The 23847-nt window shown below is 72.9% G+C and carries 18 protein-coding genes; 13 read left to right on the forward strand and 5 right to left on the reverse strand.

Annotated features, from left to right (window positions below):
* The 4 genes from ACIPSA_RS41315 to ACIPSA_RS41330 all read left to right on the forward strand — a co-directional run.
* Nucleotides 1-240 (forward strand): hypothetical protein (locus ACIPSA_RS41315; RefSeq protein WP_402644771.1); only part of this gene is annotated, 240 nt, incomplete at its 5' end.
* A gap of 140 nt (nt 241-380) precedes the next feature.
* On the forward strand, nt 381-3041 hold the full coding sequence (locus ACIPSA_RS41320; RefSeq protein WP_402644774.1) for an AAA family ATPase: 2661 nt from the start codon (nt 381-383) through the stop codon (nt 3039-3041).
* A 638-nt stretch (nt 3042-3679) separates the two neighbouring features.
* The gene (locus tag ACIPSA_RS41325) at nt 3680-4360 is read left to right on the forward strand and encodes a hypothetical protein (RefSeq protein ID WP_402644777.1); all 681 of its coding nucleotides are present in this window, start codon (nt 3680-3682) and stop codon (nt 4358-4360) included.
* Nucleotides 4361-4417: 57 nt separating this feature from the next.
* Entirely contained in the window at nt 4418-4834 is a 417-nt protein-coding gene (locus ACIPSA_RS41330) for a hypothetical protein (protein ID WP_402644780.1), read from the forward strand.
* 279 nt (nt 4835-5113) lie between these two features.
* On the opposite strand, the gene ACIPSA_RS41335 is transcribed toward ACIPSA_RS41330, so the two are convergent.
* Nucleotides 5114-6214, reverse strand: coding sequence for an FAD-dependent monooxygenase (locus tag ACIPSA_RS41335; protein ID WP_402644783.1), 1101 nt, complete (start codon nt 6212-6214; stop codon nt 5114-5116).
* Nucleotides 6215-6374: 160 nt separating this feature from the next.
* Between ACIPSA_RS41335 and ACIPSA_RS41340 the strand changes: the two genes are divergently transcribed.
* Nucleotides 6375-7346, forward strand: coding sequence for a TetR/AcrR family transcriptional regulator C-terminal domain-containing protein (locus tag ACIPSA_RS41340; protein WP_402644786.1), 972 nt, complete (start codon nt 6375-6377; stop codon nt 7344-7346).
* Between the two features lie 60 nt (nt 7347-7406).
* On the opposite strand, the gene ACIPSA_RS41345 is transcribed toward ACIPSA_RS41340, so the two are convergent.
* Nucleotides 7407-7961, reverse strand: a complete 555-nt coding sequence (locus ACIPSA_RS41345; RefSeq protein ID WP_402644788.1) for a PadR family transcriptional regulator — start codon at nt 7959-7961, stop codon at nt 7407-7409.
* A 95-nt stretch (nt 7962-8056) separates the two neighbouring features.
* On the opposite strand from ACIPSA_RS41345, the gene ACIPSA_RS41350 reads away from it, so the two are divergent.
* The 7 genes from ACIPSA_RS41350 to ACIPSA_RS41380 all read left to right on the forward strand — a co-directional run bounded on the left by ACIPSA_RS41350 (nt 8057) and on the right by ACIPSA_RS41380 (nt 20885).
* Nucleotides 8057-8617, forward strand: coding sequence for a hypothetical protein (locus tag ACIPSA_RS41350; protein WP_402644790.1), 561 nt, complete (start codon nt 8057-8059; stop codon nt 8615-8617).
* The gene (locus tag ACIPSA_RS41355; protein ID WP_402644792.1) at nt 8614-9912 is read left to right on the forward strand and encodes a carotenoid oxygenase family protein; all 1299 of its coding nucleotides are present in this window, start codon (nt 8614-8616) and stop codon (nt 9910-9912) included. Before ACIPSA_RS41350 ends, ACIPSA_RS41355 begins: the two co-directional genes overlap by 4 nt.
* Before the next feature lie 205 nt (nt 9913-10117).
* The gene (locus tag ACIPSA_RS41360; RefSeq protein WP_402644795.1) at nt 10118-15415 is read left to right on the forward strand and encodes an amino acid adenylation domain-containing protein; all 5298 of its coding nucleotides are present in this window, start codon (nt 10118-10120) and stop codon (nt 15413-15415) included.
* A gap of 63 nt (nt 15416-15478) precedes the next feature.
* A complete protein-coding gene (gntD, locus tag ACIPSA_RS41365; protein WP_402644797.1) occupies nt 15479-16465 on the forward strand; it encodes a guanitoxin biosynthesis L-enduracididine beta-hydroxylase GntD in 987 nt (328 codons plus the stop codon).
* 39 nt (nt 16466-16504) lie between these two features.
* On the forward strand, nt 16505-17755 hold the full coding sequence (locus ACIPSA_RS41370; protein WP_402644799.1) for an ATP-grasp domain-containing protein: 1251 nt from the start codon (nt 16505-16507) through the stop codon (nt 17753-17755).
* The gene (locus ACIPSA_RS41375) at nt 17752-19578 is read left to right on the forward strand and encodes a hypothetical protein (RefSeq protein ID WP_402644801.1); all 1827 of its coding nucleotides are present in this window, start codon (nt 17752-17754) and stop codon (nt 19576-19578) included. The genes ACIPSA_RS41370 and ACIPSA_RS41375 overlap by 4 nt, the downstream gene beginning before the upstream one ends.
* Nucleotides 19575-20885: an MFS transporter gene (locus tag ACIPSA_RS41380; RefSeq protein ID WP_402644803.1), complete on the forward strand. Its 1311-nt coding sequence runs from the start codon at nt 19575-19577 to the stop codon at nt 20883-20885. Before ACIPSA_RS41375 ends, ACIPSA_RS41380 begins: the two co-directional genes overlap by 4 nt.
* 243 nt (nt 20886-21128) lie before the next feature.
* Here ACIPSA_RS41380 and ACIPSA_RS41385 read toward each other — a convergent pair whose 3' ends face one another.
* Genes ACIPSA_RS41385 through ACIPSA_RS41395 form a run of 3 tightly spaced genes read right to left on the reverse strand, consistent with a single transcriptional unit; the run spans nt 21129 to nt 23160 of the window.
* Nucleotides 21129-21626, reverse strand: a complete 498-nt coding sequence (locus ACIPSA_RS41385) for a hypothetical protein (RefSeq protein ID WP_402644806.1) — start codon at nt 21624-21626, stop codon at nt 21129-21131.
* A 13-nt stretch (nt 21627-21639) separates the two neighbouring features.
* Nucleotides 21640-21876 (reverse strand): hypothetical protein, encoded by a 237-nt coding sequence (locus tag ACIPSA_RS41390; RefSeq protein ID WP_402644808.1) that lies wholly within the window; start codon nt 21874-21876, stop codon nt 21640-21642.
* A gap of 15 nt (nt 21877-21891) precedes the next feature.
* Complete coding sequence (locus ACIPSA_RS41395; RefSeq protein WP_402644811.1) at nt 21892-23160, reverse strand: helix-turn-helix domain-containing protein; 1269 nt, start codon at nt 23158-23160, stop codon at nt 21892-21894.
* A gap of 390 nt (nt 23161-23550) precedes the next feature.
* Here ACIPSA_RS41395 and ACIPSA_RS41400 point away from each other — a divergent pair, with 390 nt between their 5' ends.
* The gene (locus tag ACIPSA_RS41400; RefSeq protein WP_402644813.1) at nt 23551-23775 is read left to right on the forward strand and encodes a hypothetical protein; all 225 of its coding nucleotides are present in this window, start codon (nt 23551-23553) and stop codon (nt 23773-23775) included.
* The last annotated feature ends 72 nt before the right edge of the window (nt 23776-23847 follow it).

A 23847-nucleotide genomic window follows, 5' to 3' on the forward strand; every position in this document is an offset into this window, starting at 1 on the left:
GCCAACGGCACCGACGACATCGGCTGGCCCACCGCCACCACCGTCTCCGCCAAGTCCACGGACGGCATCGGCTGGCCGACCGCCACCACCGTCTCCGCCAACGGCACCGACGACATCGGCTGGCCCACCGCCACCACCGTCTCCGCCAAGTCCACGGACGGCATCGGCTGGCCGACCGCCACCACCGTCTCCACCAACGGCACCGACGACATCGGCTGGCCCACCGTCGCCGCCGTCTGACAACCGCCCCTGCTCAGCGGAGCCCTCTCCACCGAGACGCCCCCGCCGGCCACCGTGCCGCAGCGGGGGCTTCGGCATTCCGGGGGCCGGGCGTACACCTCCGTCCCCACTCCACCTCTGTTAGAGGCGCGACTCTCATCATGGCCCGGACCAGCGCGGATTCGGCGAAGGGCGGGCACATGACGGAGGCGGGCAGAGCATCGGTGGCCGGTGCTCTGGATACGGTCCTCGCCACCTGTGCGGTAGGGCGTTCCCGCGTGGTGCTGATCGAGGGAGCCGCCGGCTGCGGCAAGAGCCATCTCCTGGACGCCGTGGCCGAACGGGCCGCCGCCGCCGGAGCGCTGGTGCTCACCGCGGTCGCCACCGAGGCCGAACGCCGGGTGCCACTCGGCGTCCTGCGCCAACTGGTCAGCAGCGCACCGGTGTTCGCACTCACCCGCACCGGCGCCGACGACGCCGTACCGCCCGGAGAGGCGATGCGGACGTTCTGCGCGGAGCTGTGCGACCTCGCCCTCGACGGGCCGGTGGTGCTGTGCCTGGACGACGTGCAGCACGCCGACGCGCAGTCCCTGCACCACCTCCGCTACCTCGTACGGCACGCCCGCCCGGCCCCGGTGCTGCTGGTCGCCACCGTGTCCTCGTACGCCGAGGAACTCCAGGAACCGCTGTTCTCAACCGAGTTGACGCGCCAGCCGCACTTCCGCCGGATCCGGCTCGGCCTGCTGTCCCCCCGGGAGACGGCGCAGGTTCCGACAGCCCGCCCGTGGGAGTGGCCCGGACCGGCCCGGACCGGCCGTACGCCCGGGGAACTGCACCGCATCACCGGCGGAAACCCCCTCCTGCTGCGCACCCTGCTGGAAGAGGACGCCGCCGCCACGGACGCCGCCGCAACAGATGCTGCCGTCTCCGCCTCACCGCTTCCGGCGCCCGCTCCCGACGGCCCGTTCGCCGAGGCCGTCATCGCCTGCCTGCACCGCAGCGGCCCGAACGCCCTGGTCACCGCCCGCGCGGTGGCGACCCTGGCCGACCTGGCGACCGAGCCCTTGGTCGCCCGCATGCTGCACGCCGAGCCGGGCACTCCCGGTCTGGCCCCCCTCCGCGCCTGCGGTCTCCTCGACGGCCTGCGCTTCCGGCATCCCTCGGTCCTCGCCGCCGTACTCGCCGACGCCTCCCCCCGCACCCGCACGGACCTGCACCGGCGGGCCGCACTGGTGCTGCGCGGCGCGGGCGCCCCGGCCGGGGTGGTCGCCGACCACCTGCTCGCCCCGCTGGCCGACGGCGTGCGCGCGCCCGCACGCCCCGAGGACTTCACGCTGCTCGCGCACACGGCGGAGGACCTGCTGACGGAGCATCCCGCCGAGGAGCCCACGGACCACCGCACCGAACAGGCGGAGCGTCTCCTCGAACTCGCCCACGGAATCTGCCCCGACGAGGCCGCGCGCACCGCCGTGGCCCTGCGGCTCGCGCAGATCTCCGCCCGACGTGACCCGGAGGCCGCCGAGCAGCGGCTCACCGCGCTGGTCACCGGGCCGCGCTCGACCCGGCCCGGTGACCAGCACACGCGAGAGCTGGCCGGGATGCTGCTCGCGCAGGGGCGGATCTCCGACTCGGCTGCGCTGCTGCGGGAGATGGAGGAGTCCGGACCACAAGGCTTCGACGCCCTGCTGGACACCCGCGCCTCGGCCTGCGAGACGCTGCTGCGGTCGGCGCGGCTGACGGACGCCACCCTGGCCCCGCTCGTCCTGGCCGTGCGCACCCTGCTGTACTCCGACCGTCCCGAGCGGGCCGTACCCGCGACCGGGCGGCTGCTGGAGGAGGCGGAGGCATGCCGGGCGCCGGGCTGGCGCGCGGTCTTCGCCACGCTGCACGCCGAGGCGCTGCTGCGGGTGGGTGACGTACGCGGGGCCCGCGAGCACGCGATCGCGGCGCTCGACGCGCTGCCCGCGGGCGGTGGCGGCACGTTCCGCTATGCCCCGGCCGCGGTGCTGATCCAGGCCTGCGGCGCGCTGGGCCGGTACGACGAGGCGGCCCAGCACGTGCAACACCCCGTCACCCGGCGCGTCCTGACGAGCCTGTACGGCCTCCAGTACCTGCGCGCCCGAGGCCTGCACCACCTCGCGCTCGGCCAGCCGCACACCGCGCTCGCCGACTTCCGCCGGACGGGCCGCCTGCTGCAGCTGTGGCGGGCGGACCGGCCGGCGTGCCTGCCGTGGCGTACAGACGCCGCGCAGGCGCTGCTCCGCCTGGGCAAGGTCCGGCAGGCGAGGACGCTGACGGAGGAACAGCTCGCGCTCCCCGACGCGCGCCGCCCCTGGGTGCGCGGCACCTCCCTGCGGGTCTTGGCCGCGGCCGGTGGCTCCGGACACCGAACCACCCTGCTCCGCCAGGCCGTCGACCAACTGCGCCGCAGCGGCGCCCGCCTGGAGACCGCCCGCGCCCTGGCCGACCTCGGCCACGCCCTGCACGACGACGGCAGTCCCTCCCAGGGCGCCGCCACCCTGCGCGCCGCCTGGAACCTGGCCCAGCAGATGGGCGCCCTGGCCCTGCGCGACGAACTCCTGCCCGACCCCGTGCGCCTTTCGATGCCCGGCTCCGCCGCCCCCGTGCCCCTGAGCGGCTCCGAGCACCGGGTGGCGGCACTGGCGGCGGACGGCCTGACCAACCGCCAGATCGCGACCCGGCTCCACCTCACGGTGAGCACGGTCGAACAGCACCTGACGCGGGTGTACCGCAAGCTGGGGGTCCAGGGCCGCGCGGGCCTGTCACCGGACCTCGCAACGAGCACCGGCCCGACCGCCTGAGCCGAGGCACCAAACCCAGGACAGCGTGGCTGAGCCGACTGGTTGGTGCGGGTGGCCTCCGTTCCTTCGTGCGCACGCACACCGCCGTAGGGGCTGGCTTTCGGTGGCGCAGGTCCAAGAGGGGGTGGATGAGTGCGGTGCGAGGTGTGTGGCGGGCACTGACGAGGGGTTGCTCTTTAAGAAGAGGCGCGCCGCGGAACTGGCCACTTGACCTGCAGGTTTGATGTCGCGGTGTTGCTCTGGGGAGCACATTTCCATCCTCGGAATGTCCTGTGGAGCGCACATTTCGGCAGAAAAATCAAGCAGCGCTTGATCTCCGTTCACGCCTCGCGCCGAAAAGAGAACCGCAGGTCACAGAGGTGCACCCAAGCCGCCGAGGCACTCACCTCAGGCATCGACCAGGCGCCAAATGTGTCGCTATCACGACACACGAAATCAAGCTGGGCTTGATTAGTCCGAACAACCGGCCTCAAAAGTCAACCTACGTTGGAGTTTCTCGGCGTCTGTTCGAAAGGCCCGCTCCCGAGGGCCCTCAGTTGAACAGACGCCAAGAAAGAACAAGCTGTGCTTGATTTTTTGACAAGCCCTGCTTGATTTTTGGGCTACTCTCTGTAGCGTCCCAGTAACAGGGAGGTCCCGTGGTATCTGTTCCACCAGCAAGTCGGCGGCCTCGAGCCGTCCCTGACGCTGCGTCCGGCGCCGACTTCGACGACCTCCTGCAGGTCCTGGGCGAACAACTCGGCCAGGACGGCGAGAGCACCGACCCCCGCACCCGCCGCAGACTGAAGAACGTCACTTTCGAGTTCGAACCGGACCGCGCCACCGTGCACGACATGGCCGGCGACGCCGGCTACAGCCTGGCGTCGAACTGGTTCACCCAGCTCCTAGCCCAGTTGGCCGTCGCCAACTCCATCACCAAGTCCCAGCTGTGCGTGTTCCTGTACGTCGCCGGCGGCCAACAGCGCGGCACCGGCATCGCCCAGTACACCCAGCAGGAGATCACCGACGGGCTGAACAGACTTGCCGCCAAGAAGGGCGGCAAGCACATCACCCGGTCCACGGTCAACCGCGCCATCCGAGCTCTGGTCGGCTACAAGTGGGTCGAGCAACTCGGCAACGGCCTGATCCAACTGAACGTACGGCTGTGGTTCCACGGCAACAGCAACGCCCAGAACACCGTTCTCGATCAGCTCGCCATCCAGCATGACTGCGATCCCGGCGCCTTCCCCAACGCCATCGGCCCCGACGTCTTCCAGGAGGAGCTGGACCTCGAATTCCCCGAACACCCGGACCAGGGAAGGGGAAGGCGAACCGGGTGATACACACCGTTCGCCCCGTCGACCCATCCTGCGGCACGCCACGAGAAAGGGATTCCGATGGCTGAGGTCATGTCGCCCATCGTCTCCGAGCGCATCTGGGCCCTGCCCGTCTCCGGAGCGTCGGTGAAGTTCCTCCAGTACCTGCTCCACCGCTCCGACTTCGGTGGCCGGCTGCCTGTGCGGCAAAAGGACATGGCCCGTGAGTACCGTGTCACCCCGCAGACCGTCAGCAACCTCATCGCGCCCCTTTGCGAGCTGAACATCGTGCTGCGCCCCAAGAACGAGAACGGCGGCAAGGGCAACTCCTACCGCCTCCACCCCCTGGCCGCGAAGTACGCCGGCCCCGAGGAAATGGACACCGCGCTGCGTGCCGCCATCGCCAGCGTCAAGGCAGGCGACCTACCCAACCTGAAGCTGCCCGCCTACGCCTCGGTCCCGCCCGCGGAGGGACATCCCAGCCTCCAGGTCGCCTGACCCGCGAGTCCGCGCCGACTGGGCGTAAGCCGCCTTCACACCTGTCGGCTCGGGGAACGCTGACCTCGAACGGGGCGAGGGCGCAGGCCGACGACATCCACGGGACGATCAACGGTTCCACCGCCTGGTCCCGCACCTGCCTCGGCAAGCGCGCCGTCCTGGACGAGTTGCTCACTCCCCTTGCCGCACAGTTCACGGGCCCGAGCGTGGTCAGCGCCGACCGCTTCGTCGCCGAAGGTGACGTGGTGGTCGTAGTGCCGGTGACCGGCTGAACCCGGATCAGTCGTCCAGTGAGAGGGCGCGCTTGGCGTGCGTGACGGACGCCTCGGAGGCGGGTCCGCCGGGATTCTCGGTCGCCAGGGCCTGGTTGACGGTGACGAAGGGACGCATGCGCCGCTCGTAGCGGGCGTAGGCGGCGTCGTGGTCGCCGTGGGCCCGGCCGAGGCAGTCGGCCAGGACGTAGCCGCCCACGAGGGCCAGGCTGGTGCCCTGCCCCGAGAGCGGCGAGGGGCAGTAGCCGGCGTCGCCGAGCAGGGCCACCCTGCCCCGTGACCACTGGTCCAGGTGGATCTGGGCCATGGCGTCGCAGTAGAAGTCGGGCGCCTGCCGGGCCGCCTCGGCCAGGCGGGCGCCGTTCCAGCGGAGGGCCGCGAGCCTGTCGGTGACGAGCCGCTGGAGAGCGCGGGGGTCGTGGCCGAGCGGGTCCGACCGGAACCCGAAGGCGATCCTGAGCTCGGTGTTGTCGCGCACGGGCATGATGCCGAAGCCCACGTCGCCGTCGCGCAGCCACGTCTGCCAGTCGTCGAGGCCGAGGAAGTTGTCCGCGCCGAACACCGAGAGGTAGCTGCCCAGATGGCGGGCGAACCGCTCCTCGGGGCCGAAGGCCAGCCGCCGTACGGTCGAGTGCAGACCGTCGGCCCCGATCACGAGGCCGAAGGTACGGGACGCACCGTGTGCGAAGTCGACGCGGACGCCGCTGTCGTCCTCGTCCAGCGCGACGATGCTGTCACCCAAGACGTACTCGACGTCCGCGCGCGTGTGTTCGTGGATCAGCCGCACCAGGTCCTCACGCAGCAGCTCGATGTCCTCGCTGTCGAGGCGGCCGCTGCTGTAGGTGGCCTCGGTGGAACGCTCGACCTCCCGCCCGTCGGCGTCGAGGACCGACATGCCGCGCATCCGGGTGCGTACCTTCTCCGCCCGCTCCAGCAGGCCCATCCGCTCGAGGACGTCGAGCGCGACACCGCGGACGTCGACGGCCTGGCCGCCGGAGCGAAGGCCCGGGGCGCGTTCGACGACGGTGACCTCGAAGCCGTGGCGGCGCAGCCAGTAGGCGAGGGCGGGGCCGGCGACCCCGCCGCCGGAGATCAGAACGGTCTGCATGTGGATAGCTCCTCTCGTACGCTGTACGCATCTGAACGTACGGCGTACGCGCAGCCTCCTCAACTGGGCTGATTACGCTTCTGAACTAGGACAGTTGGCCACAGCCCGACATCTTCGCTGCTAGCCTCTGAACTAGTACAGACGAGGAGAGGCTGGGGATGTGACGAAGGCCACAGGCGCGGGGCGCGAGCCGCACGAGCCGCCGTATCAGCGCATCGTCGCCGAGATCCGCAGACGCATCGCCGACGGTGAACTGGCGCCCGGGGACCGCATTCCGTCAACCCGTCAGACGGCCCGGGACTGGGGCGTGGCGCTCGCCACCGCCACCAAGGCCCTGACCGCGTTGCGCCTGGAGGGCCTGGTCGAGACCCGTCCCCGGACCGGCACGGTGGTGGCCACGCCCGCTCCGGCGACGCCACCCGCCAGGCGTCCCTCGTCCACCCCGGATCCCCCCGCCACCGAGCAGGAGCTGACCCTCGACCGGATCGTCCGCGCCGCCATGGACATCGCCGACTCCGAAGGCCTCCCGGCGCTCTCCATGCGCGGTGTGGCCGCCCGGCTCGGCGTCGCGCCCATGTCGCCGTACCGGTACGTCCCCAGCAAGGACGACCTGGTCCTGCTCGTGGCCGACGCCGCGTTCGGCGAGGAGTCCTACCCCGCGGATCCCCCCGAAGAGTGGCGCCCCCGCATCGAGCTGGGCGCCCGCACCCTGTGGTCCCTGTACCGCAGGCACCCGTGGCTGGCCCAACTGGGCTCCCTCACCCGCCCGTTGCTCCTGCCCAACCTGATGGTCCACGCGGAATGGACACTCGGCGCCCTGGACGGCCACGGCCTCGGTCCCACCGCCCTGCTCGACATCCACGTCCTGCTCTACAGCCACGTCCAGGGCCTCGCCATGCACCTGGAATGGGAGGCCCACGCCGAGGCCACCACGGGCCAGTCGGAGGACCAGTGGATGGCCAGCCGCGCCCCCGCCCTGCGCGAACTGACGGACTCGGGCCGCTTCCCCACCTTCACGAGGATGATCGGAGCCTTCGGGGAGGACGGCTACGACCTGCGCCTGGACACCCTCTTCGAACTGGGCCTCAAGGCCCTCCTGGACGGCCTGACCCTCAAGATCGAAGGCAGGTAGCGGAGGAACAGGCAGCGGAGGAAACGGAGTACACCGGCATACAGCTGATCAACGACGCCCTCACGCCTCCCCGCCCCGGACAGAGCCCTCCCTGGCCGCACCCTGGCCGATCTGCCCGGCCGCCCACTGCGCCCACTCGCGGCGCATGGCGTTGAAGCGGAGGCCGTACTCCAGGGCGATCCGGCCGTAGACGGAGAGGTTGTCGTCGTCCCAGTCGATGGACTGCGCCAGCTGGTTGAGATCCTCGTACGTCCGCTCGGACATCTCGGTCAGCTCGGTCAGGTACGCGCGCGCCTGCTCGGGCTCCAGCACTCCGAGGAAGAAGACCCGCAGCAGCAGATCACTGCGGGTGTTGCGCTGGGGCTTCGTCTCGGTCAGCCAGTGCCGCAGCTCGGCCAGTCCCTCGTCGGCGAGGGCGTATTCCTTGCGGCCGCGCGGCCCCTCGGCCGCCACCGTGATCAGTCCGGCGCCCGCCAGCTTGGTCAGCTCGGTGTAGATCTGGCTCTGCGTCGCCGGCCAGACGGTGGCCAGTGAGGTTTCGAACAGTTTCAGCAGGTCGTAGCCGCTGGCGGGGCGTTCCGAGAGGAGGCCCAGGAGTGCGTGTCTGAGGCTCATGACCCCCACTCTACATTCCACTATTGACATGTCACCAACCGACCTTCTACTTTTGACATGTCAGAAGAGACACCTTGAAACGGGGAGACCAGACCATGTCCTACCTGCGCACGTTCCTGCCCTGGATCGTCTTCGCCGTGCTCCCCTCGGGGGACTGGCAATGGGCAGCGCTGGCCGCACTCGTGGTCGCCGTGGCGCTCATCGCCCAGCAGGTACGGGCCGGCACCGAATTCGACGCACTGATCATCGAGTTGGGCTCGGCGGTCTTCTTCGCCGCACTGGCCGTCATCGCCTTCGCCGACCCCCACTCGGGCGTGCACGACTACTCCGCGGCCCTCTCCTCCGGCACCCTCGCGGTCATCGCCGGCACCTCACTGGCCATCCGCAGGCCGTTCACCCTGGGCATCGCCAAGCGCACCACCCCGCAAGAGGTCTGGAACCTCAAGCCGTTCATCCGCACCAACGTCGTCATCACCGCCGTATGGACCGCCGCGTTCACCCTGACCGCCGCCGTCCTCGCCCTCGTCGCGCACGCCGGCAACGCCCACTCCACCCCCGCCACACTCGTCCAGATCGCCGGCTTCGCCGTCCCGATGGTCTTCACCGTCCGCTACGTCGCCCACGTCCAGGCCAAGGCCGCGCAGGTGACCCGATGACCCCGCGCCACCTCGCCGGCAACTACGCCCCGGTCACCGAGGAACTCACCGCCTACGACCTGCCGGTGACCGGCACGATCCCGCCCGAGCTGGCCGGCTGGTACCTGCGCAACGGGCCGAACCCGGCCGACGCCGCCTCCGGACACTGGTTCTTCGGCGACGGCATGATCCACGGCGTCCGGCTGGAGGCCGGGCGGGCCGTCTCGTACCGCAACCGCTGGGTCCGCACCCGCCGGCTCACCGACGGGGCACTGATGTACGACGAGCAGGGCCGGCGCGACCTCACCGCCGGCCCGGCCAACACCCACGTCGTCCGACACGCCGGCCGCACCCTCGCCCTGGTCGAGACGGCCCTGCCCTACGAACTCACCTGCGACCTGGACACCAAGGGCCCCTACGACTTCGGCGGCAGGCTGCACACCGCCATGACCGCACACCCCAAGACCTGCCCGGTCACCGGAGAACTGCACTTCTTCGGCTACGGGATGCTGGAGTCCACCCACCTCACCTACCACCGGGCCGACGCCTCCGGCGAACTGGTGCTCAGCCGGCCCGTCGAGGTGCCCGGGCCGACCATGCTGCACGACTTCGCCCTGACCGCCGAACACGTCGTCTTCATGGACCTGCCCGTCGTCTTCGACCTCGAACTCGCCCTGACCGGCGGGACGATGCCCTACCGCTGGGACGACGGACACGGCGCCCGGCTGGGCGTGCTGCGCCGCGACGACCCGCACGGCGCGATGCGCTGGTTCGGCATCGACCCGTGCTACGTCTTCCACGCGCTCAACGCCTACGACGCGCCGGACGGCACCATCGTCCTGCACGTCATGCGCTACCCGGAGATGTACCGCCGCACCGCCGACGGCAGCACCGCACCCCAGCAGGCCGTGCTGTGGAAGTGGACCGTCGACCCGGTCCGCGGGACGGTGCGCGAGGAGCAGATCGACGACCGGCCGGGCGAGTTCCCCCGCGTCGACGACCGCCTGACCGGTCTCGACTCCACGCACGGACACGTGACCTGCGGCAACTCACTGGTGCGCTACGACCTCACCACCGGTTCCACGACCGCGCACGACTTCGGCCCCGGCCGCACGCCCGGCGAGGCCTCCTTCGCCCCGGCCGACGACACGGCCGGCGGCCCCGGCTGGCTCATGACGTACGTCCACGACGCCGCCGCCGACCGCAGCGACCTGGTCATCCTCGACGCCGACCACCTCGACGACGACCCCGTCGCCACCGTTCACCTGCCGACCAGGGTGCCGTTCGGCTTCCACGGCAACTGGCTCGCCGACTGATCCCGGCCCAGGGCCTGTCCGGCCGCTCCGGCCCTCGCCCGCCGCCTGGCAACACCTGACCCTCCACTTGGCACAAACCCACCCGCTCCCACCTGCGACTCAAGTACAGCTCCAGCGTTCCGAGACCCAGCCTCAGGACGTGGTTGCCAACATCTTGGCAAGGCTTTGCCAAGGCGGAAGGCGCTGTCGTAAGGAGCGAGTGCTGATGTCCATCTCCGGCCTCATCGAGCAGCAAGTCCAGGAGCGGCCCGACGCGACCGCGGTCACCTACCCGGGGTACGCCGAGGGCGGCGACGTGTCCCTCACCTACCGGGAGTTGAGCCGGGCGGCCAACCGTCTCGCCGCCCATCTGCGAGCCCGTGGCGTGGGCCACGGCGACCGGGTGGTGACCTCGCTGAGGCCGGGCCCGGACATGGTGACCGCGTTCCTCGGAATCGTGCGGGCCGGAGCGGCCTACGTCCCGGTCGACCCGTCCAACCCCGCCGAGCGCCGCCGGCTGATCGTGCGGGACAGCGCGGCCCGGGCGGTACTGACCGAGGGCGCCGGTGCCGCGGAGTACCGGGGGCTGGACGCCGTGGTCGTCGCCGTGGACGCCGAAGCCGCCGAGATCGCCGGGCGCTCCGACGCCCTGCCCGAGGAGACGACCGGCCCGGACGACGCCGTCTACGTCTGCTACACGTCCGGTACGACCGGGACGCCCAAGGGTGTCGTCGTACCGCACCGGGCCGTGCTCGACTTCGTGCAGTCGACCGACTACCTGCGGCTGACGCCCGACGACGTGGTGGCCCAGGCCGCCAACCCCGCCTTCGACGCGGTCACCTTCGAGGTGTGGACGACACTCACCGCCGGCGCCCGCCTGGTCGGCCTGGCCAAGGAGACCGTCACCGACCCGGGCCGCTTCCAGGAGGCGGCCGGCGCGCACGGCGTCTCGGTGATCTTCCTGACGACCGCGCTGTTCAACCTGATCGCCCGCGAGCGGCCCGCCGCCTTCGCCCCGCTGCGCGCAGTCCTGTTCGGCGGCGAGGCCTGCGACCCGCGCCGGGTGCGCCAGGTGTTCGCGGCGGGCGTGCCCGAGCGGCTGCTGCACGTGTACGGGCCGACCGAGACGACGACGTTCGCCACCTGGCACGAGGTCGGGGAGCCCGGGGAGGGCGACCGCACGATCCCGATCGGGCGGCCGATCGGCGCCACCCGCGCCGTCGTCGTCGGCAGTGACGGCGCCCCCGTCGCCCCGGGCGGCACCGGTGAACTCCTGCTCGGCGGGCCCGGGCTGGCCACCGGCTACCTGGACCGGCCCCAGCTGACCGAGCAGCGGTTCGTCGAGGACCGGTTCACCGGCAGCGGCGGGGTGCTGTACCGCACCGGGGACCTGGTGCTGCTGCGCGCGGACGGCGCGCTGGAGTTCGTGGGGCGGGTCGACGACCAGATCAAGCTGCGCGGCTTCCGCATCGAGCTCGGCGAGATCGAGTCGGTGCTTACCGCCCACCCGGGCGTGTCCGCCGCCGCGGTGTCCCTGCACGAGACGAAGGACGGCGACAAGCGGCTCGTGGCGCACGTGGTGCCCGCGGCTCCCGCCGCGGCCGCCGCCGAGGAGGACGCGCAGATCACCGAGTGGAAGGAGATCTACGAGGCGCTGTACGACGACGCCGACGCGGCCGAGCTGGGCGCCAACTTCGCGGGCTGGAACAGCAGTTACGACGCCCTGCCGATCCCGCTGGAGCAGATGACCGAGTGGCAGGAGGCCACCCTGGAGCGGGTGCGCGAGCTGCCGCACCGCCGGGTCCTGGAGATCGGCGTGGGCACCGGCCTGCTGATGGGCCACCTGGCCCGGGACAAGGAGTGCGAGGAGTACTGGGCGACCGACTTCTCCGCCTCCGTCGTCGCCGCGCTCACCGCCCAGACGCAGACCGACCCCGCCCTCGCCGACAAGGTCCGGCTGAGCTGCCAGGGCGCCGAGGACACCACCGGACTGCCCGCGGGCCACTTCGACGCGATCGTCGTCAACTCGGTGATCCAGTACTTCCCGAGCCTCGCCTACCTGCGCACCGTGATCGAGCGGGCCCTGCCGCTGCTCGCCCCGGGCGGCTCACTGCTCCTGGGCGACCTGCGCAACCTCGACCTCGCCCGCTGCTTCCAGACCGGCATCGAGCTCGCCCAGCCGGGCGCGGCCGAGCGCCCCCGCGACGCCCTGCGCCGCTCCGCCGACCAGCGCGTGGCCATGGAGACCGAGCTGCTGCTCTCCCCCGCCCTGTTCGCGGCCCTCGCCCGCGAACTGCCCGCGGTGCGTGCGGTGGACGTGCGCGCCAAGCGGGGCGCCCACCACAACGAGCTGACCCGCTACCGCTACGAGGCCGTCCTGTCCACCGCCGAGCCGGCCGCCGACCTCGCCACCGCGCCCGCCGCCCGCTGGGGCCAGGAGATCTCCTCCGTCACCGACGCCGAGGCGTACCTGGACGAGCACCGGCCGGCCCTGCTGCGGCTGGCCGGGGTGCCCAACCGCCGGGTGCACGACGAGTACACCTCGATGCACGCCCTCGACAATCCGATCGAGAGCATCGACCTGGCCGCCCAGGACGCGCCCGCCCCCGACCCGGAGGCGCTGTGCACGGCCGCCGAGCGGCTGGGCTACCGGGCCCTGCCCACCTGGTCCAACGAGAGCGCCGAGCTCCTCGACATCGTCTTCGTCGACCCCGTCCGGATCCCGGCCGGCCCCCTGACCGGCGTGTACGCCGCGCCGACGGCCGCCGTCGAGGAGTGCGCCAACACGCCGACCGCCTTCGACCGGACCGTCGACCTGGAGGTCGTCCTGCGCGGCCACCTCCAGGAGCGGCTGCCCGACTACATGATCCCGTCGGCGCTGATGCCCCTGGACGCGCTGCCGCTGAACGCCAACGGCAAGGTCGACCGCAAGGCGCTGCCCGTACCCGCCTTCACCGCGGACCGCCCCGGCACCCAGCCGGGCACGCCGATCCAGGAGATCGTCCGCGACCTGTTCGCCGAGGTGGTCGGACTGCCGCGGCGCAAGGTGCACGCCGACTCCGACTTCTTCCGCATCGGCGGCCACTCGCTGGCCGCGGCCCGGCTGCTGTCGCGGGCCCGCGAGACGCTGGGCGCCGACCCGGGCAGCCGCGCGCTGTACGAGGCGCCGACGCCGGCCGAGTTCGCCGCGCTGCTCGGCGACTCCCCCACCGCCGCCACCGGCCCCGCCGGCGCCGGCGGGGACAGCGCGGTACTTCCGCTGAGGCTGCGCGGCGCGCTCGACCAGCGGGCCCTGGAGGAGGCCCTGGAGGACCTGGGCCAGCGCCACGAGGCGCTGCGCAACTCGCGGCTCGGCGCGGCCGGCACGCGGCTGCGCACCCTGGCCGCCGACGACCATCTGCTGGACCTCGCCCTGCCCGCCGCCGCGGTCGACCTGTGGTCGCACCTGCCGCTGGCCGCCGAACTCGCCCAGGCCTACGAGGCCCGGGCCACCGGCGACACCCCGCGCCGCTCCCCGGCCGGGCTCGACGCGGCGCCCCGCGCGATCTTCGGCGACCTGGAGCCCACCCCGCTGCCGGGCAGCGTGCCGCAGGCCGGCGACGCCTCCTACGGCACCCTCGAGGTCGAGCTGGGCGAGGAGCTGCACGAGCGGCTCACCCGGTTCGCGGCCGAGCACGGCAGCACCCTGTTCATGGTGGCGCACACCGCGCTCACGGTCCTGCTGTCCCGCCTCGGCGCGGCCGACGAGGTCACCGTGGCCGCACCTGTCCCGGCCCGGGACAGTGCCTCGCTGCGCGGCGCGGTCGGCCCGTACGGGCGGATCCTGGCGCTGGCGGTGGACGCCTCGGGCGACCCGGCCTTCGCCGAACTGCTGCGCCGGGTCCGCGAGACGGACCTCGCCGCCTACCGGGACGGCGAGGCGGCCCTGGCGGCACTGCCAGGCGGCGTCGCGCTGACCGTGCTGCAGGATGCCGTCGGCCGGTTCGAGGCGGCCGGGCTGACCATCCAGCCGGAGGAGGCCGAACTCCCGCTTCCCGCGGCCGACCTGGGGCTGATCCTGACCGAGCGGCAGACCGCGGCGGGCACGCCGGCCGGCCTCACCCTCTCGGCCGCGTACCGGCACGAGACGGTCGGCGAGGCGGCCGCCGCCTCGCTCGTCGGCCAGCTCACCGCCGTACTGGAAGCGGCCCTGGACAATCCGTCGGCCGCGCTGAGCCGGCTGCGGCTGCTGCCCGGCCCGGCCGCCGAGGGCGGTGTGTGGGCGGGCGCGAGCGTCGCGATCCCGGAGCGGGACGTGGCCTCGCTGTTCGCGGCGCAGGTGGCCCGCGACCCTCAGGCGCCCGCGCTGGCCGGTATGGCCTACGCCGAACTCGACGCCCGCGCAGACCTGTTGGCGCACGCCCTGATCGAGCACCAGGCGGGCCCGGGCACCTCGGTGCTGACCGCGCTGTCCTCGCCCACCGGGTTCGCGGTGGCCGCGCTGGCCGTCGCGAAGACGGGTGCCGCGCTGCTTCCGGTCGACCCGTCGCTGGACCTGGCGGAGTCGCTGAACCCGGTGGTGCTGCTGCTGGACGAGACGGCCGACCTGCTGCTGCCCGCCGTACCGGGCGCGGCCAGGCTGGTCCGGAACGACGCCGCCGACAGGCTTCCGTCGGCCGGGCACTGGCCGGTGACCGACGCCGACCGGACGCGGCCGCTGGAGGAGGGCGACCCGGTGCTGCTGGTGCCCGGCGAGGACGGCACCGTGGTGATCGGCGCCGGGGCCGTCGCCGCGGCGACCCTGGCCGAACCGGCCGACGCCGCCTGGCTGGTGCACGGCTACCCGGACGGGGACGCCGCGCTGGGCCTGCTGGGCACGCTGGCCTCCGGCGCCCAGGTGCACATCCCGGACGGCTCCCTCGCCCAGGCGGTGCCGCACGAGGTCCTGCGGTGGCTGCGGCAGGAGGACGCCCGGGTGGTGCTGGGCGGCGCGGACGACGCGCTGACCGCACTGGTCGCGCTGGCCCGGTCCGAGGGCGCCGAGCTGACCGTGAGCGGCGGCTGGGCCGAGGGCCGGCTCGTCGTGGACCAGCTCCCCGGCGGCCCGTCCCGCCCCGCTCCCGGCTACCGCGCCTACATCCTCGACGCCCGGCTGCGGCCGGTGGCCCCCGGCGAGGCCGGTGCCCTCTACATCGCGGGCGCGGGCGTGGCCCAGGGCTACGCCGGGGCACCCGCGGCGACCGGCGAGCGCTTCCTGCCCGACCCCTTCGGCGGTCCGGACGGCGGCACCGCCCACATGTGGCGCACCGGCCGCGCCGCCCGCCTGGACGCCGACGGCAGCCTCCGGGTGCTGGACCGCCCGGCGGACGACGACCCCTTCGCCGACGAGTTCGCCACCTTCGTCGTCCTCGCCGACGCCACCAACCACCACGCCCTGTGGCCCGCGGCGGCCGTACCGCCCGAGGGCTGGTACGAGACCCACGCCGAGGACCTCTACGAACTCTGCCTCGACCACATCAACGACCACCTGAGCGACCCGTTCTAGGAACTCCGGGACCCCGGACCGGCCACCCCGATGACCGCACACCCATCCACCCCGGAGGACACCATGAATGCCACCCTCGCCGACGACACCCGTCACCACACCCTCGACCTCACCCTCCGCGAGGCGCGCGCGGCGCACGCACTGGCCGCGTCCTGCCTGGAGGTGTACAAGGCTGCGGACGACCCGCGGTTCCTCGACGAGGCCCCCGTCCTCGCGCACGAGCTGCCGCTGACGGTGCGCCGGCACCTCAACTCCGCGCGCCGCGACGAGGCCACGCACGCGACGGTGATCCGCGGCAACGTCGTCGACCAGGCGGCCCTCGGCGTCACTCCCGGCCACTGGAGCGAGGCGGACACCGACGCGAGCCAGGTCTACGGCTGCCTGCTGGTGCTGTACGCGGCGCTGCTCGGCGACGTCACCGGCTGGGCCACCCAGCAGGTCGGCCGCCTGGTGACCGACATCCTGCCGAGCAAGGGGTACGAGACCAGCCTGATCTCCGCCTCCAGCGAGCTGGAGCTGGCCTGGCACACCGAGGACGCCTTCTCGCCGTACCGCGCGGACTGGGTGGGCCTGTTCGCGCTGCGCAACGAGGGCAAGGTGCCCACGACGGTCGCGCACGTCGACGTACGACGCCTGCCGGACCGCATCCGCGCCGTCCTCTCCCAGCCCCGCTTCGTGGCCCTGCCCGACTCCGCGCACGAGTTCGCCGAGGGCGAGTTCGTGCCCGAGCCGGTGCCGGTCCTGGAGGGCCACGCCGATCTGCCGGTGCTCCGCATCGACCGGGACTTCTTCCGGGCCCAGGACGGCGACCCGGAGGCCGCCGAGGCGCTGGCCTGGATCATCGCCCACCTGGACGGCAACCTCACCGACGTGGTCATCCCCACCGGCGCGGTCTGCTTCGTCGACAACCGCAACGTGGTGCACGGCCGGCGCCCCTTCCGCGCCGGGTTCGACGGCGGCGACCGCTGGCTCAAGCGCGTGAACCTCGTCCGCGACCTGCGCCGCACCCGCCCCGGCCGGCTGGACGGCTCGACCCGCGTCATCGGCTGAACCGCCCTCCCCCACCACAGACCTGACAGGAGTACGACCATGAGCGCCACCGGCACCGCACCCGCCCGCCCCGCCGTCCTGCTCGTCGAGAGCCGCCGCGCCACCTTCACCGACCACGTCCTCGCCCGCGACGACGTCGACGTCGTCCTGCTCCGCTTCGACTCGGTGCCGCTGACCGAGGAGTACGTCGCCCGCACCGCCCACGTCCCGACGTTCACCCTGGACACCTCCGCGGCCCCTCAGGACGAGGCCGCCCGCTATCTGCGCTGGATGAAGGGCACCAGGGGCCTGCCGCGGCCGACGTTCTTCTGCAACCCCAACGAGGCCCTGCAGGCGGCCGCCCAGCGCTTCGCGGGCCTGGTGGGCCTGCCGCACCTGACCGAGGAGCAGGTCGGCTGGGTGCGCAACAAGATGACGATGAAGGACCGGTACGCCGAGCTCGGCATCCCGCACGCCGGGTACCGCCCGGTGCACACGCTCGCGGACGTGACCGGGTTCGGCGAGGAGTACGGCTGGCCGGTGATCCTCAAACCGGTCGACTCCGACTCCTGCATCGGCACGTACCGCATCGACTCGCCGGCCGGCCTGGCGGAGATACCGCCGCTGGACCCGGATCTGGAGTGGATGGTCGAGGAGTACGTCAAGGGCCGTGAGTTCCAGCTGTGCGCGGTCGTCTCGCGCGGCGTGGTCCTGGACGCGTACCTGTCGAAGAACCCGGTCCCGATCCTGGAGGTCCTCGACGGCAAGATCAACGCCAACATCACCTATGCGCCGAGCGAGGAGATCCCGGTCGACGCCCGCGCGCTGGCCCAGCAACTCGCCGACGGGCTGCAGATCCCGTACGGCTACCTGCACGGCGAGTTCTTCCTCACCGAGGACGGCGAGTTCGTGATGAGCGAGGTCGCGGCCCGACTCAGCGGCTGCGAGGTGCCCATGAACCACGGCCTCGCCTTCGGATTCGACTTCCTGCACGTCGTCCTCGACACCTACCTCGACCGGGTTCCGGTGCCCGACTACACCCGCGACCGCGCCGTCGGCGACCTGCTGCTGCCGACCGCGCCCGGCCGCGTCGTCCACATCAGCTCCGAGGAAGAACTGCTCAGGCTGCCGGGCGTGATCGGCGCCCATCTGACCGTGGCACCGGGCGACGTACTGGACCCGCCCCGCGCCTCGCACGCCTCCACCGGCTACGTCCACGTGGAGGGCGCCACCGCGGACGAGGTCGAACGGCGGATGCACGCCGTACTGCGCCACTTCGAGCTGAAGGTCGACAAGGAGGCAGCATCATGACCGCCCCGACCGCCGCCGGCGGACCGCTGTTCGCCCCGTACTCCGAACTCGACGACTACGCACGGGCCGTGGCGGACGCGGAGGCCGGGTACGGCTCGCTGCCGGTGTGGACCGGCGGCCGCACCGACCTCCTGGACGGAATCGCCCTCGCGGAACAGGTCTACGGCGGGCACCGCACCCCCGACCCGGCCGACACCGGCGTCCTGTTCGGCGACCCGCTGCCCGAGCCGCTGCGTGCCCTGGTCGCCCCGCTGGCCCGCCGGTGGGTCACGGACCCGGCCCGGCTGCCCGAGGAGGGCTCGGTCCTGCTGGTCGGCACGTACGGGCAGCTGCGCGGCGACGAGGTGCAGCCGGTCGTCGACGCCGCGTACGCCGCCGGGCGGCCGCTGTTCCTGCTGACCGGCCGTGACGTGCACAGCCTCAGCTGGGTGGTGGCCAAGCAGTACGGCCGGGTGGTGCCGGGCGCCGCGGTGGGCGTCGTCTCAGAACTGGACGCGGCCGAGCCGGTGCCGGGCGCGGACGTGTGGTGCGGCGCGGAGGACGTGCGCCGCCTGGACATCAAGGAGGTGGCGCTGGGCCGGGTGTGGCGGCGGGTGCTGTTCCACGGCAACGGCAAGGACGACCAGCTGAACCTGGGCCAGTTCACGCTGTGCGGAGCGAGCCCGGTCGCGGCGCTGCCCGGGGCGCCCGGCCCCAAGTGCGCCTACGGGCTGGGCTGCACCAAACCCATGGACAAGCTGATCCCGGCACGCTCCGTCCGCGCCGCGGAGCTGGTGCTGGCCAACTGCTTCAGCGGCGCGCTGGCCGGGCACGCCATGTACGACCCGAAGTACCTGATCCTCCTCAACGCCCTGGACGGCCCGGCGCAGACGGTGGTGGCCACCCTCACCGCCTGCGACGGCCAGCGCCCCGAGAACCTGGCCTGGCTCACCGGCACGGCCCGCGCGGGCAGCGCGGCGGGCGCCGTCAACGACAGCCTCCGGGACATCAACCCGTACCCGTCGTTCGCCCAGGTGGGCCTGGAGTCGTCAGGGCTGGGGGAGGAAGCGGCCACGGCCACGGACACGGTGCCGGAGCTCCCCGTGCACGCCCTCGGCGCCCGGCTCTCCGGCCTGCTGGACAGCGGCCTGCTCGGCGCGGACTATCCGCTGCGCCCCCGGCTGCGGGCGCTGGCGGACACTCTCCTGCACGAGGTGGTCCGTACGGCGACGCCGGCACTGGAGGAGATCGCCAAGGAGACGAAGTCCCTGGACCTGGCCCTCGCCCACCGCTTCGCCAAGCACCACGACGACCCGGTGCTCCGGTTCCCGACGTACTTCGGGGAACGCAGCGTCGCGGAGGAGCCGGTCGCGGTGGAAGCCCCCTGCGCCTGCGGCCGCCCGCTGATGTCCTACCGCCGGCGTGGCCGGGTCCCCGTCGTCACCGACACCGTGCAGGTGGTCTGCCCGCGCTGCGGCGACATCGCCAACACCCTCTCGGAATCAGCCGAGTTGAGCGTGAAGGCACCGGCGCACGTGGCGGCCGGCGGTACCCTCCACGTGGTGGTCGAGGCGGTGGCGCGCCGGGCCGGGACGGTGAACCTCGGCATCGTGCTGCCGGTGTACCTCGACGCGAAGGTGGGCCCGGTACTGCGCCGGGTGGAGGCAACGCGCCCCGGTGAACGCGTACACGCCGAGTTCACCGTCACCATGTCCCCCGGGGCGACCCCGCAGGCGTACTACTTCTGCCCGTACGCGGTGCAGGACCTGGGTGTCTCGGTGTCCCGGGTGCACTTCACCCTGGAGCCGGGCCTCACGGACGAAAGGGAACGGACGGCGGCATGACCGACACGGGGGCGCAGGACGGGCCGAGCGGAACGGGTGATTCCGGGGGAAGTTCGTGGGCACCCCTCGCGCACCGGTCCTTCCGGCGGCTGGCGGCCGGACGGCTGCTGGTGTACTTCGCCAACTCGATGGCGCCCGTCGCCCTGGCCTTCGCGGTGCTCGACGCGACCGGCTCCACGACCGACCTGGGGCTCGTGGTCGGCGCGCGCTCGCTCGCCAACGTGGCGCTGCTGCTGGTCGGCGGGGTGGTCGCCGACCGGATGCGGCGCACGCTGGTGCTGCAGGGCTCGGCGCTCGCCGCGGCCGCGGTGCAGGCGGCCATCGCGGCGAGCGTGCTCCTGGACGCGACGTCGATCCCGCTGCTGGTGCTGCTCAGCGTCCTCAACGGCGCCCTCGCCGCGCTGTCCCTCCCGGCGTCCGCCGCGCTGACCCCGCAGACGGTGCCGGACGACCTGATCCGCCCGGCCAACGCCGTGATGCGGATGGGCATCAACCTCGGCGCCATCGCGGGCTCGTCGCTGGCCGGTGTGGTGGCCGCCGTGTTCGGCCCCGGCTGGGGGCTGGCCGGCAACGCGGTGGCGTTCTGCGGCGCGGCCCTGTGCTTCTCCGGCGTGACGACGGCCCCGGCGGACGAGGCGGCACCGGCCGCCGAGCGGGTCCGCCCGCTGCACGAACTGCGCGACGGCTGGCGGGAGTTCACCGCGCGCCGCTGGGTGTGGATCGCGGTGCTGCAGTTCATGGTGGTCAATGCCGTGATCGCGGGCGGCGTGCAGGTGCTCGGGCCGGTCGTCGCCGACGACACGTTCGGACGCGGGGTGTGGGGCACGGTGCTGGCCGCGGAGATGGCGGGCGCGGTGGCCGGCGGCTTCCTCGCCGCCCGCTCACGGGCCCGGCACGCGCTGCTGCTCGGTGTGGCGCTGGTCGCCGTCGAGGCCGTACCGCTGGTGGTACTGGCCGAGGCGCCCGGCGCGCTGTTGCTGACGGTCGCGATGTTCGCCAACGGGATGGCGCTCGAACAGTTCGGCGTGGCCTGGGACGTCTCGCTCCAGGAGAACATCCCCGCCGACCGCCTGGCCCGCGTCTACGCCTACGACGCCCTCGGCTCCTTCGTGGCCCTCCCGCTGGGCGAGATGGCCGCCGGTCCCCTCGCCGGCCGCCTCGGTGTCCACACCACGCTCCTCGGCGGTGCCGCCCTGGTCGTGCTGGTCACGGCAGCAGCCTTGTGCAGCCGCCAGGTGCGCTCCCTGACCACGGGCCGTCCCGCACCCGCCCCCGGGACACCCGCGGCGGAGCCGGTCCCGCAGTGAGAAGCGGCCGGGAACTCCCGCTCGCCGCCGGAAGGTGAATGCGGCGCTCAACGATCGTGGCCGAGACTGTCGTTGACGGCATTTGCGGCACGGCCGAAAGCTGGTGCCCCTCAGACACCGACAGATACCAACAGATGCCGAGGAGCTCCTTCATGAAGGTCCGGACGGGCCCCAGGCCCCGGTTGTCGCTGCCCCGGTGGCCAGTGTCCCGCCGCCGGGAATCCCGGTGCAGGACCCGCAGGGTCACGCGCTGCGGGCGAACTCCGCGTCGATCTGTTCCAGGGTGGTGTCGGGGTCGGCCACCAGGGTCGCCAGTTCGTCGTCCGTGTGGTGACGGCTGGAGATGGCGGGGCAGCGGCGGCAGGCGTCGACGCCCGCCTGGGCCCACCACTTGCAGTCGGCGCGCAGATGGCACTGGGGGACCGGGCCGGAGGACGCGGCCGGGTAGGCGGCCACGACCCGCTCGATCAGGGTGCAGTCGTCGCCGCGCCGGTTGGCGCACTCGGCGACGCAGTGCGAGGCGAACCGCAGCACCCGCCGCGGCTCGATGTCGGCCGGGATCTGGCCGAGGATCTCGGCCGCCGGCACCGGGTCGGCCAGATAGGACACCCGGCCGTCGACCCCGGCGCGCACGCCCAGCACCACCGACTCGGGTGCGTACGCGGCGCCGCTCGGGCACCACGCGGTCCGTACCCCGCCGGGGCGTGCCGTGCCGTCGTCCCGTGCGGCGCCGTCGGTCACGGTCGCCGCCCCCTCAGCACGGCAGGGCGTCGGTGATGGCCAGCACGCCCCTGCCCTGCGCGGACAGCTGCGCGTCGCCGCCGGTCCGCTCCAGGGCGACCGCCTGCCGCAGGCTCTCGGCCAGCTGCTGCCGGTCGGTGATGCGCTGCGGTGCGGTCTGGCTCGCGGCCGCGGTCTCGGCGCCGCCCAGGACGAGCCCGGTGGCCAGTGCCGCCGCCGCGAGGCCCGCGGCCGTACGGGAGTGCTTCATGCGCGTCCCTCCGTCTTACGTGGTTGCCGGGTCCCCGAGCGTGGCCCCGGGCGCTCCGGACGGAGTCGAGCCTCGCTGGACCTGGGACTGAGCCAGCGCCTCGGCGAGGATGCGCCAGATCTCCGCCGCGAGGTCGATGTTGGCGTCGGCCTGCGCCTGCTCCGCGAGGGCGCGCAGGCCCTGGACACCGCCTTCGTCGCCGGACAGGATCCGCAGCTGATGCCGCAGGATGTCGAGGCGGACCCGGTCCCGGTAGGTCATCCGCGGCTCCTCCAGGGCGAGTTCGCCGAGCAGGACGCGGGCGTCGTCGTACCGGGCCGTCAGGAACGCGAGGTCGGCCTTGAGCGCGGTCAGTTCCTGCCGCAGACCGGGCGTGCCGACGAAGGCGAGCGCCGGCTCGGCGGAGGTGACGCACCGTTCGGCGGCCTCCGGGTCCGCGGGCAGTTTCTGCAGGTGCAGCCGGCCCGCGGCGAGCCTGAGCCGCAGCCACAGCACCAGGTCCTCGCTGCTGCCGAACTTCTCCAGCGCCTGCTCCAGATAGGCCTGCGCGGCCGCGTAGTCGCCCTGTCGGACGCGCACGGCGGCCGTGGTCCACATCGCCTCCGCCCACAGCGCGTCCGAGCGGCCGTCGACCAGCGCGGCCAGTTCGTCGGCGTGCGCCCGCGCGTCCGGCATCCGGCCGGCCTCGGCCTCCACCGACACCAGGGCGAGCAGGACGGCGGAGCGGTCCTCCACGCCCAGGTCGGAGTCGCGGGCCAGGTAGTGGGCGGCGACGGCGGCGTCGAGGGCGGCGGGAATCTCACCGAGCGAGCGCAGGCAGCGGGCGAGCCGGGTCAGGCCGCGCACCCGCAGTTCGGTCAGCCCGACCTCGTCGCCGAGCCGCACCAGCTCCTCCAGGTACTCCCGTTCGCCGGTGTGATCGCCCTGGACCCGCCGCTGCCGAGCCAGTTGCCACAGGGCCTGCCAGCGCAGCACGGGTACCTCGTGGCCCTCGGCGGCCAGTGCTTCGCGCAGCGTCTCCATGGCGTCGTTGGATCCGGTGGAGGCGACCAGCGACAGCGCGTGGGCGAGCGAACCGCCCGCGGGCTCCTCGAAGTCGGCCGGCTTCAGGCCGAGGCGGTCGGCGAGGTGGGCGACGGCGCGGTCGGTGGGCTGGCGGGCCCCGGACTCCAGGCGGGAGAGGTATCCGGTGGACATGCCGTCACCGGCCAGCGCGGACTGGGACAGCCCTTGGGCCTGGCGCAGTTTCCTGAGACGGCGGCCGAACGCGGGCTGCTGCAGCATGTGACCATTCCCTGGGACGCGCGGACGGGGTGGGCCGCGGGGCGGGATCGGGCGGCCACCGGAGCCGCGACGAGCGTAGGGTGCCGGGCAACACCCGGGCAATGTTTTGCCAGGCGCTGTGCCTTGGTCCTCGTGCGGACCTCACGGGGCTCTCATGCGTTCCTCAAGCGGCTCTCGAACGGATCCGGGCAGGATCTCGACCGCCAGTCGGCGCCACCTGCGCACCAACCCATCACATTCGCGGGAGCTGTCCCCGTCATATTCACGGGAGTCGTTCATGGAGCACTCGGTTCCTGCACGCCGTGCTGCCCGCCAGGGCCGCGCCGGCAGACCAGGACCGACGAGCAGGGCGGCGGCCGACGACGACATCGGCTGGCCGAGGAGGTGATCATGACACACAGCCCGATCCCGCACCCCGACACGGTGACCGTACCGTCGGCCCCCTGCCCGGTCCGGCCGCGCGAGGACGCCCTCGACCGCAACGAGGCCCGCCTGCCGGCCGGACTCGCGTCGGCGACCTCCCTGGCCGGAGCCGCGTCCGCGACCTGGATCGCGGTACGCGCCTTCGCCCGCCACCGGACGGTCCCGAACCGGCGCGCCACGACCGCCGGTTGAACTCCCGCCCCGAAGGGACGACGACACCCGCATGGCCGGCCGGCCCCACACCGCGGAAATCGCCCCCCGAAC

This window comes from Streptomyces sp. NPDC086549 (assembly GCF_044746205.1).
Taxonomy (GTDB): domain Bacteria; phylum Actinomycetota; class Actinomycetes; order Streptomycetales; family Streptomycetaceae; genus Streptomyces.